This window comes from Candidatus Methylacidiphilales bacterium (assembly GCA_025056655.1).
GTDB lineage: Bacteria > Verrucomicrobiota > Verrucomicrobiia > Methylacidiphilales > JANWVL01 > JANWVL01.
Window position 1 is genome coordinate 1 of record JANWVL010000162.1, and the last position, 11,701, is coordinate 11,701.

Here is an 11,701-nt window from a genome sequence, read left to right on the forward strand (position 1 = left end):
CAAGGGTGAGATAGTCTAATCCTACCTCGCAGAGAAAATTCAGCCGTTGATGAATCTCTTTCAATAAATCTGCAGCAATGCGAGCATCGCGTCCTTTGAGAGAGATAGTCTGAAGATACGCTTGCAACTCTGTAAGCGGCAGTCTCATCAACTCGGGCAATCGCGGACCGCAACTCTCCTGTGTTTTTTGTTTTCCCTTGCGTAGCGAAGTTCTTTCTCGCTGACCCCATTTTCCATAAGGAAGTCGGACAGCGCGAGCTATCGCATTCAATCTCTCTCCGCTGCAGGTCGGGCAAGTTTGAACCAATTCATGCCTAATCTCTTCCCCTTGAATCTCACGTTCTAGTTCTTCAGCACCTACGACACCGTGCCCTTCGCATGTTGGACACCATCCGTGTGGACTATTAAACGAAAACCAGCGCGGGTCAGGCTCATCGAAGGAGCGCCCACTCGTTGGGCAATACCAATGGCGACTGTAAATCGTTTCGTTTTTTTGATTATCAAGGGTGTAGATCGTGCCGTTGCCGATTAACAGACCTTCCCGGAGGCATTTTTCGTTTTCGATGCGTGTCTTTTTTGAGGAAACGTTGCCGAGCACGACGTCAATCGTATGCTCAACATAGCGGTCGAGTTTTTTGAAATGCGTCGGCTTGATCCATTTGCCATCGATTCGGAGATAGGGATATTGATTTCGCATCGCCCATTGTGCCACATCTGCATGGTAGCCTTTTCTGCTTTTGATAATGGGCGCAAGAATGGTGAGCTCTTTTTTCTTTTTGATCTCTGAAAGGATTTTTTCAACGAGTGCGTCAGGATTTATTTTTTGGGCAGGCTCTCCATTGTCTGGATCATGGGGGACGCCGAGCTTTGCATAAAGAAGACGCAGGAAATGATAAATCTCCGTCACTGTAGCCACTGTGCTTTTAGCTCCGCCACGAGAGCGGCGCTGCTCGATTGCTACGGAGGGCGGCAAACCTGTGATCTGATCCACATCGGGCTTGGAAAGCTGTTCGACGAATTGACGCGCATAGACGTTTAAGCTGTCGAGATAACGGCGTTGGCCTTCTGCGAAAAGGATGTCAAAAGCCAAGGTAGATTTACCTGAGCCGCTCAGGCCTGTGATGACGTGAAATTTTCCTAGCTCGAATTGTGTGTTGATATTTTTGAGATTGTGTTCCCTCGCTCCGCGTAAAATGATTGCCTTCCGCGCCGCAGAGTTGGAAGGCTCTTCATTGATATGATTTTCGAGCTGAATAGGAGCAGTCAGAGTGATCGGGCTGGATTTCTTATTAAGACGTTGTGAGAGATAGCGGCCGGTGAGACTTTGCGGATGGTTTGCTATGTCATAGGGTGTGCCGCAGGCGACGATCTCTCCGCCGTGTTCGCCAGCGCCAGGGCCGAGGTCTATGATCCAGTCTGCGGATTGTATGAGGTCGAGTTGATGTTCGATAACGATGAGGCTGTAACCTTGATTGACGAGCTTGCGTAGGACTTGAATAAGAAGTTGCACTTCGCGGAAGTGTAGGCCGGTAGTTGGCTCATCGAGAATAAGAAGCTTGTGACGGGCTTGGGATAAGGAATTGTGATCAGTCGAGCGAGAATCTAAGGCTTCGGAGTTAGAAGGCTGGCTGTTCTCAGTTATCTCGTCTTCGTCGGATTCGCTTGAGTCATCTTGTGGTGAAGTTATGCCCGACATGTGGCTCATGAGTTTGAGACGTTGGGCTTCGCCGCCAGATAGTTGGTTGAGGGGCTGTCCAAGCTTCAGATAGCCGAGGCCGACTTCTGCTAGAGCTGTCAAGGCTTGAACTATTTTTTGTCTGAGCAGACGTTCACGAGGAAGAGATTGAGGATTGGAATGGTGGGATGAGAGAGGCGTGCGGATTGTTTTTGAAAAGAAGTCGATTGATTGATCAACGGTAAAGTCGAGGATTTGATCAATTGTTCGTCCACGATATTCTACTTGCAGGATGTGATTTTGAAATCGGCGACCGTTGCAGACTGGGCATTGAATCCAGACGTCGGCGAGGAATTGCATGGTCACACGTTCATATCCGGCGCCTTGGCAGTGCGGACATCTTCCGGAGTCGCTATTAAAGCTGAACGAGGAGGCATCTAGGCCGCGGCGGATCGCTTCATCGGTGCTTGCAAATAGCTGACGTATGGCTTCGTAGGCTCCACTGTAGATGACGGGATTCGAGCGTGGAGTCTTGGTGAGAGGGGATTGATCGACGATGATGAGATCTTGGATTTTCTCTGCTCCGTGTAGGGCCTCGCATCCTTCATAAGCTTGGCTGATGCCGGAACGAACTCGGTTTATGTTTTTGACGAGGACTTCGTGAATGAGAGTGCTTTTGCCTGACCCGCTGACGCCTGTGACCGCGACAAAACGAGCCAACGGGATATCGACGTTGATGTGTTTGAGATTGTTGGCATGAGCTTGGAGAATACGGATGTAATCCGATGGAGGCGCATCAGTTGTGGTGGAGAGCGGTGTAGGGGCGCGATCGGATCGGAGCCATTGAGCTGTAAGAGTGCGAGGGTCGGCTAAAATTTCAGACGGCGTGCCTTGCGCGACGATTTGGCCGCCTTCTAAGCCGCTTCCTGGGCCGATCTCGATGAGGTGGTCAGCAGACGTGATGACCATTTCATCGTGCTCAACGACAAGCAGTGTATTGCCGCGATCGCGGAGAAGACGCATAGCGCTGATGAGCCGGTCGTTATCGTGGGGATGCAGACCGATTGTAGGCTCGTCGAGAACGAAGAGGGTGTTGACGAGGGAGTTGCCGAGGCAAACGGTGAGATTGACGCGTTGGATTTCGCCTCCGGAGAGCGTGCGGGATGCGCGGTTGAGGTGCAGGTAGCCGAGACCGATGTGGTTGAGATAACGAAGACGGGTGATGATTTCTTGCGTCAACCGCAGGGACACTTCGTCCAAAGCTGTATGAGACAGAGTCTCAAAATAATGAAGGGCTTGGTGAAGAGGTAGAGCGTTAATTTCGGCGATGGTAAGTGGCGTCGTGGGGTGATTTAGCTTGTATTGTAGCGTCTCACGAGCGAATCGGTCTCCTTTGCATTCCGGGCAGGTGAGATAAGCACGGTAGCGCGAGAGTAGGACGCGAACGTGCATTTTGTAAGTTTTTGTTTCTAGCCAACGGAAATAACCTGCAACTCCGGGCCACGATGGCATGGATTTGGGCTGTGCGTGGCTGGAGCCGGTATGAGAATCGGTTTGACCAAAGAGAATTAGATTTTGAACTTCTTGCGGGAGGCTGTTGAACGGTGCATCCACATCGATGCGATGTGCTTGGCAGAAACGAAGCAGCTCGCGTTGCCACTCAGCGCCTTGCTCGCCGCGGAAGGGTTTGACGACGCCTTGTCGAATCGAGAGGGATCGATCGGGGAGGGCAAGGTTGTAGTCGATTTCAATGACTCGACCGAAGCCGTGACATCGCGGACAAGCACCGATGGGGTGATTGAAGGTGAATTGTTCAGGCGTGGGGGCGCGGTATGATTTCCCTGTGTAGGGATCGCGCCATTGTGAGGTAAAACGTTTTTCAGCCCCTACGCGCCGACTTGTGGCGTCGTAGGAAAGGAAAATCACTGTCTCTTGGCCGTAGTGATAGGCCATCTCGATGGCTTCGACTGCGCGTGAGGTATTTTCAGCTGCGACTCGAAGACGATCGAGAACGACTGGGAGGGTGTGGAGCGTTGTATTCAGATTTGAGGCGTCTTGGAGAAGTTCTTCAATTCGGACTACTGCATGATCGAGCCACACTCGAGTGAAGCCTTGCGTTTGAACAAATGACAAAGCTTCAGATAATGGGGTGTGTCGAGGAAATTTTACTTCGAAGACAACAATGCAGTCTCTTTCAGGCCATGCTTTGCAAAGCTCATCCCAGGCCTCGCGAGGGGTGTAAGGGTGAATTTTTTGTTGACCATCATCAGAATACAAGACTGCAAGCCGCGGAAAGAGTAGTTTTAGATAATCGGCGATTTCCGTCATGGTGCCGACGGTGCTTCGGGAAGTTTTAACGGCGTTGGCCTGCTCGATAGCGATAGCTGGCGGAATGCCTTCGATGCGATCTACGTCGGGCTTGGGCATGCGGTCTAGGAATTGACGAGTATATGGGGAAAACGTCTCGACATAACGGCGTTGTCCCTCGGCGTAAAGGGTGTGAAACGCAAGAGAGGATTTCCCTGAACCGCTTGGGCCCGTGAGCACGGTAATTTTGTGATGAGGAATCGAGAGGCTGATGTTCTTTAAGTTGTGCGTTCTAGCCCCCTCGACGCGGATAAAATCATGTGCCATCGATTAGATAGGCTAGTTTTAAGAAGACGGAAAACAAATTCATTTGGCTCAGATTTTCGCCTGACGAGGAGATGTCGGGGAAGGCATTCGTTAGAATTTAATTTGCATATAAGGCAATTGTGTAGGATATTAGCAAATCAGACCCGTTTTTTAGCCATGACACGAATTAAATCTGTTCTTAGTTGGACCTTCGCCTTGATCTGGATGAATACAGAAATTGGCCGATCAGAAGCAATCCTGCACTATTTTGAAAGCGAATGGGAGGAAATATATCGGCGTCTGCCAGAGATCGCAGAGGCCGGTTACAGTGCAATCTGGACGCCGCCCCCTACGAAGTCTCCTGTGGCTGGCACGCTCAAATGGGCTAACGTCGGATATAGTTTGTGGGATCGTTTTGATCTAGGCGAGATTCCCCAGCGAGGCACCATTGCTACGCGCTATGGCACACGAGGTTGTTTGCGGATGTTTGTGGATAATGCTCATCAATGCGACATTTTGATCTACCCTGACCTTGTTTTTAATCACAACGGAAACGGTCCCAACCATTTCACCTATCCTGGGATGAAGATCAACGATTTCCATGTGTGGCAAGATTCATCTCAGCCCGGTGGTTGGAAACGTGCTAACCGAATGACAGGCTATGACGATATATCGAACGGCTTTGGACTAACGTTCCAAGAAGAACTTGTCAGCTTAATCGATATCAAAACGGAGCCGGATAACCGTTTTATCAATAACCCGCCGTTCTTTGCACCAGAGCCTGCACCATTTGTTAGGCATCCAGGCCAGCCTTCCAAGTATCCATTCTTTCAGTTTAACGGCTATGAATCTGAAAACGTTCGTCAGATGTTGATCCGATGGGTGAATTGGCTTGGCTATGCTATGGACTACGACGGAGCCCGACTGGATGCTGCGAAGCATGTTGTTCGTGAATTCTACGGCCAGATAGGGAATTCAAATGGCTTTAACCACAATATTCAGTGGAACTTTGCGACTCGACGAGGATATCCCTTCAACAATGATCTCTCTCAGATGTATGCAAATGACATCCGTCGCAACCGCGCCCTTGTATTCTCTGAGATCTTTACCGGCAGCACAAGCACGTATGGTTATTGGGATTTCGGCACGCAAATGCTGCATCTAGATTTTCCGCTTAAAATCGGTGTTGTAAATCCCGCATTCGGTGGGAATCTTTCTCTTCTTGGCAGCTTCGATGGACTTGGGCCACTGAATGGAATCCGCTTTGTCCAAAGCCATGATCAAGGGCCACCTGCACGAAATGACTTAGCACACGCATGGCTCCTCACACATATAGGCAAATCCGTTGTCTACTTTTCTGGTAACAACATCACAAATATGGATGCTAACAAAACTTGGGTTTTGCCTGGACATGGGGCAGCACTTGGTGACTACCACAACCGAATCACCAACATGGTCTACGTTCGCAATCAATTTGCTCGTGGAAAGCAATGGGAACGCTGGTCTGATGGCGATTTCTATGCTTTCGAACGATACGATGACTTAAATAATAACAATTCGCCGAATCCTGGAGAAGCCCTCTTGCTCGTCGCTTTAAACGACTCTGGTTCTCCTCAAACCCGCACGCTACAAACCGCTTTCCCAAACGGCACCGTCCTCAAAGACTATAGCGGCAACAATCCTAACACCGTAACAGTAAGCGGAGGACAAGTCACCATCACTGTGCCTGGTAACTTACCCGGAATCCCCGGTGGACAAGGATGGGTCTATTATGCCCCTCGCAATGCTGATGCAAACGGCGAGCCAATACGTTTCCTAAATGGCAATAACCAAGTTGGCACGATCAACTGGATTGTGCCTGGTGGAATCCACGCTCCCAGTAAGCCAAGACAAATTCCCCGAATTACGACTAACTCCGTGAATATCGACGTGCACTTCACAAATCCACCGGATGGCACAGTCGATAGTGTCATCATTCGTTGGGGACAAGGTCGCGACCTCAATCCCGATCCAAACATCAACCCATTCGGTGGAAACAACATCATCTCCTCCGGTTACATGCCTGCAACACAACTCTCCACAGGCCATTGGAGACTTACGGCAGATTTATCCAACATCCCCGAGGGACTTCACTTAATTCAAGCGCGTTGCTTTAATCAGCGTCCCTCCACTCTTCCTCCATTATTCCAGACTTTTTATAAAGTTGTCTATGTCGATCGTACAGGTCCAAGTATTCAAATTGAAAACCCACCAGCAAACGGAACAATCCAAGGTGATACAATTGTGCGAATCAACAACCCCGATTACACCGCTTACACTGTCGAAGTCTCCGTAAACGGCGGGCCGTTTCGTCCAGCTCACCGTTACATCCGGGGGCTATGGAAATACAGCTTATCTGGTCTGCCAGCGGGCACACACACCATCACTGTAAAAGCTACAGAAGCCGATTGGGGGAATCCACGTAGTATCATTAACCAATCCACAACGACACGCACTTTCACCGTCGTCCGCGATGGCCCCCCAGTCGCAATCAACCACAAAGAGGGCGAGGTTCTCAAAATGCCGTTCTTCATCACACGGCTTCATCTTCCAACCTCACTAGGAGTATCAAACGTCAAACTTTACTGGGACGGCTACGAAATGGTGGGCTTGGCGGGCACAAACGGCATTGTCACTCACATTTTTGACGGGCGCTACATCTCAGGCGGAGTCGAAGATCGCCTCTGGGGTGCTTTCACAAACGGACCACATTTCTTTGAAGCTGTCGTAACGGATGCAAACAACAAAGTAACTCGAGTCACACGCCAAGTGACCTACAACTTGTACGGACAGAATCTTACAGACTCCGACGGTGACGGCCTGCCCGATGATACAGAAATTCCGTTTTACAGTACTGGCACAAATCCAGGCCCCTCTGGACAACTGCCCGGAGACACGAACTACGACAATGTTCCGCAAAGCGGAGAGAACTGGACACGCCTGAATCCGTTAAACCATCAAACCTACTACGTAGGAGATTGGGATGGAGATCGCGATTCTGATGGCGATGGCGTTAAAAACCTCTTCGAAACATGGCAAGGCTTTCTTCGCCACGGCAACGCATTTCATTTCGACATATACAATAGCGGAAGCAAGCCAAGCTTGGCCGACCCCATCGATGCCGACAATGATGGAATGACCGCACGCTGGGAAGGCTTAAACGGACTAAACGACAGCAATGCTGCCAATAACACCCAAGACCCCGACAACGACGGAATCCCAAACCTCCTGGAGTTTGCGTTTAATCTCGATCCTCAAAAATACGATGCTGATAGCCTCCCTCAACCCACAATCACAAATATAAACGGACAAGACTTCTTCACCATCACATATCTTCCTAATCCTGACATCGGTCTTACAAACGTAACTGTCACGGCTGAATTTTCCTCTGACCTTCAGAATTGGAGCACCGCTGGGATTATCTTTGATAATAATCACCCCGTAGCCGGTTCTGTGAGAGCTCGCGTCCCCATTGGCTCAAACCAACGCGGATTTTTTAGGCTACGCGCCACCAAATAATAGTATCGGAAACCCTAATTTAAGTTGTCTGTAATTCTGCTCCTGAGCCTGTAGAATGAGGACATAATATCTTTTCTAGCATAACCAACTGCGGATAATCCCCTTTCCTTACACGATAAACCGAAGCACTGCCTTCTGCTCTTGAAAGGACTTGGATCTCATCAAAAAGAAAAGCCCTTTGAACCCTGAATTCAAGACCTTCAAGAGGAATCGCCGAGATTTTCGATTTGGCCTGAGCAGGCACCCAAAGGAAAAGAAATTCAGGACTACGAAGCCCTACAATATACCCAGGATGATTTGCCCCACAGACAGTTCCCTTCCCTGTGAATACACGCAAAGCCCAATCTATCTCCGCCCCCGGGCCGAATTCTTGCACAATCCGTTCCCACACAGCCGGTGGATAATTCTTATCCAAAGGTTTGGGCTGTAGGTCGTCACGAGCAGAAAGCTTATTAAAGACAAACGTCAAATACGCCCGCCCCATACGAATCAGTCTTGGCGCAAACCACACAATCCCAGTCATCACAAGTATCAAAATCAAAAACAACAGCAAAGGATGGGTAAGCGCTAGAATCGTTCCACCTGCCACCATCACATCTTCACCTACACTGACGGCAATTTTAGATACAGGCTCAGGCACGATATTCGTAAGCAATCTGCCAGTAGCTTTAGTTAAGTGAGTCACAGTCGCCACCCCTCCACAAATCAAGACCGCTAGTATCTGTGCCACCGGATGCAGATCCCCTAAGGCTGCGAGACTTATGATCACGGCTCCAAGCGGACGTATCGCAGAATGGAGCACATCCCACAGCGAATCCACCCAAGGCACCTTATCCGCGAAAAATTCAATAAAATACAACACTCCTGCCACAGTGATAATCAGTGGGTTGCTGAGCACCTCCAATGCTTCCAGTCCAGGTGATAACGTAATCCACCCCTGACTCAGCAGCAAACCCGTAAGAAACACAGTCAAATAAAGGCTTATCCCGCTCAGTGCTGATAACCCCAATGTAGCCGCTAAAAGTTCAAGGCTTTCCATGTAAAAGCTAGATTACCCTCTGTCAGCGTCGTGTCTCACGGTCCCTTCTGGAGTTACTACAGAGGAGGATTGTGATTCAGCTTTATTTTTCTTAGCGTTATCAAGCTCCTCTACGCTTTTTTTGATCTCCGCTTCAAATTCATCCCGTGCTTTTTTGAATTCTCCAATACTTCGACCTAATCCTCGAGCTAATTCAGGAATCTTCTTAGCCCCAAAGAGCAACACAGCGATAAACAAAATCAGCCACCACTCCTGTCCTCCGGGCAGCCCAAAACCGATCCAAAACAGTGTATTTTCTAACATATTCATATAATGGGACTTCATACACTCATTAGCAAGCCCCATCTCGTTTCAATTACTTAATTCAACCTGCTCAATCGAGCAAAACACGTTGGCATTAACTCACAGTCCTATATTCTTCTTCCCATGTCCGATTATCCACGCTTCAAAAATCTAACAGCACTAATCACTGGTGCCTCATCCGGATTCGGTGAAGAATTCGCACGACAGCTTGCCCCTCACACTCGCCAACTCATCCTCATCGCCCGACGCAGGAACCGCCTGGAGTCCATAAAGCAAACCCTTGAAAAGCACCACAGCTCATTAAACGTCACCGTTATCCAAGCTGACCTTTCTCTGCCTAACTCTGTTGAACACACTGTTCTCCCTGCCCTCCACCAACTCAACACATCGCCTCATATCCTCATCAATAACGCTGGCTTAGGCGATTACGGCACTTTTGCCACCTGTCCGCCAGCACGTATCCTAGCACAACACCACGTTAACACCACTGCCCTCCTCTCCCTCACCCACGCCCTTCTCCCCAAAATGCTTGCAGAACGTAAAGGCTTCATCCTCAACGTCGGCTCTATTGCAGGCCACATGCCACTTCCTACATTTGCCCTTTACGCTGCCACAAAAGCCTACGTTAACTCACTGACTTTAGCCCTTCATGCAGAGCTAGCCCATCAAGGAATTCATGTCTCTCTTTTCGCCCCCGGTCCTATTCCTACAGAATTTCGTCAAGCCGCTCAACGCCCCGACGCCCCACCCGACGCCGGACGCGCCCCAGACTGGCTCACCCAACCTCTCTCTCCCTCAATTCAACAAGCTCTCGAGGCACTCCACGACAACCGCCCCTTGTGCACACCAGGACGCACCGTCCGTCTCATCGCTGCCCTGATGCGTTACGCTCCACACGTCCTTACTTTAAGACTCTTCCGAATAGCCATTCCACGCTGAAGATTCCTCCCTATTCACTTATGAAAAACTTTACCATTAAGAGCCCCTCGACCGTATCATTTGCTATTACCTTTATTATATTGATACTTTTCCAAATATTTGAGTTCAACTACTTTCTACATGACGACAACATTACTCTTTTCACCCCTCACTACTACCATAATTACCGCGCGCTTACAGAACATCACGAAATTACCCTCTTCAATTTTCATCAATATTGCGGTGTCCCCCATCTAGCTCAGGGACAACCAGGCACCCTTTACCCATTGCACTATATTGCCAGTTTCATAGCTGAAAAAATCTTAGGTGATTTTTATCACACGATTGACCTCGTAGTTATCGCTCATCTCTGCTTAGCGTCTGTTTTTATGTGTAAATGGTTAGGAACGCTATCTCTTCCTCCGATCTACCGTATCTTATTGCCCCTGTGCTGGGTTTTCTCTCCATACACTATCCTAATGAGCCGCCAGTGGAATTTTGTCTCGGCTCTCGCCCTTTACTTACCCGCCATTTTCTATTTCACTCATCATCTGATTCAAAAACCTAACTTCCGCAACACTCTTACCCTTTCTTTGATTCAAGGCCTTTGCCTACTCCAAGGCAATGCTTCCAACTTCTTCTACACTTTTGTCTTCTCGTCGCTATATACATTCTCTTACCTTTTCAAAAAAGCGCGCAATGCATCTCCCAAAAGCATAATTATTTATTTCACACTAGCTCTTGTCCTATCGCTTATCATTGCATTACCTCTCCTCATCCCCCTGTATCAGGCCACTCGATCGTCCGTTTTCAGGCCTGAAGGCAAACTTCCATTAGAAGAAATCCTTCATTTCACGGTCAACTGGTCTGAATTCTTACAGGCGCAAATTGGTCAATTCAAACCTCGTTTCTTCTTAACTGTCGATTCAACCATGCTTTTCCACGCCTGCTCATGGCCACTAGTCCCCCTTGGAATTCTAGCCCTTGTGCTATCTCCTCAACATGTGCGCCGTCTCTGGCCATACTTTATCCTCATCCTACTCTCAACCCTCCTTGTTTCAGACTGGTATAGATACTTTTACTCAATCCCGGGATTCGGCACCTTTCGCTGGCCGTTACGCATCTATCCCTATGCGATTTTCTTTGGCATCTCGCTTATCGCATTATTCCTACTCCCTTGCATAGAGAAGCTCAAAACACCGTTCCTCACCCTCATGCCCACGCTTCTATTCACAGCTCTATCCATCAACCTCATCCTGCTTATGTTTTTTAGAATTGACTACAACCTCACCAAATATGCCAAACCACAAAGGAATTCTTTCATTCCTATTGACACCCTCAAAAATGGCCGAATCCTCACATACGAACCCATCGGGAATATCCTCACCGCATACGATCCATCTATCCTCTACGGCTTTTCTTTTCCCACTCTATACACAGTCGACGGCTTCGGGGGCTTCGATGCTCTACTTAATCGTAACAACCACAGGGTCTGTGCTGAATTAAACTACGACGCCTATTGGACAGCTCCCCTTGATCAACAAACCCTCGACCACCTTTCACAATGGTCTGTTCGATATCTCATCACCAATAAT

Annotated in this window: 6 protein-coding genes; 3 read left to right on the plus strand and 3 right to left on the minus strand. The window is 48.9% G+C overall.

The annotated features are described in order from the left end of the window. A partial coding sequence (uvrA, locus tag NZM04_10430; protein ID MCS7064430.1) for an excinuclease ABC subunit UvrA occupies positions 1 to 4,309 on the minus strand: 4,309 nt, incomplete at its 3' end. Positions 4,310 to 4,465: 156 nt separating this feature from the next. Here uvrA and NZM04_10435 point away from each other — a divergent pair. Further along, entirely contained in the window at positions 4,466 to 7,846 is a 3,381-nt protein-coding gene (locus NZM04_10435; protein ID MCS7064431.1) for an alpha-amylase family glycosyl hydrolase, read from the plus strand. Positions 7,847 to 7,865: 19 nt separating this feature from the next. On the opposite strand, the gene NZM04_10440 is transcribed toward NZM04_10435, so the two are convergent. Further along, on the minus strand, positions 7,866 to 8,885 hold the full coding sequence (locus NZM04_10440; GenBank protein ID MCS7064432.1) for a DUF4126 domain-containing protein: 1,020 nt from the start codon (positions 8,883 to 8,885) through the stop codon (positions 7,866 to 7,868). Positions 8,886 to 8,897: 12 nt separating this feature from the next. Then, the gene (gene tatA, locus NZM04_10445) at positions 8,898 to 9,188 is read right to left on the minus strand and encodes a twin-arginine translocase TatA/TatE family subunit (GenBank protein ID MCS7064433.1); all 291 of its coding nucleotides are present in this window, start codon (positions 9,186 to 9,188) and stop codon (positions 8,898 to 8,900) included. 123 nt (positions 9,189 to 9,311) lie between these two features. On the opposite strand from tatA, the gene NZM04_10450 reads away from it, so the two are divergent. After that, entirely contained in the window at positions 9,312 to 10,127 is an 816-nt protein-coding gene (locus tag NZM04_10450) for an SDR family oxidoreductase (protein ID MCS7064434.1), read from the plus strand. Between the two features lie 458 nt (positions 10,128 to 10,585). Next, positions 10,586 to 11,701, plus strand: a 1,116-nt coding sequence (locus NZM04_10455) for a hypothetical protein (GenBank protein ID MCS7064435.1), incomplete at its 3' end; no start/stop codon positions are given.

What these genes read in the sequence shown, in the direction of transcription:
- tatA (MCS7064433.1), bottom strand. Translation starts at nt 9,188, where the DNA reads ATGTTAGAAAATACACTGTTTTGGATCGGTTTTGGGCTGCCCGGAGGA.
- NZM04_10450 (MCS7064434.1), top strand. Translation starts at nt 9,312, where the DNA reads ATGTCCGATTATCCACGCTTCAAAAATCTAACAGCACTAATCACTGGT.
- NZM04_10435 (MCS7064431.1), top strand. Translation starts at nt 4,466, where the DNA reads ATGACACGAATTAAATCTGTTCTTAGTTGGACCTTCGCCTTGATCTGG.
- NZM04_10440 (MCS7064432.1), bottom strand. Translation starts at nt 8,885, where the DNA reads ATGGAAAGCCTTGAACTTTTAGCGGCTACATTGGGGTTATCAGCACTG.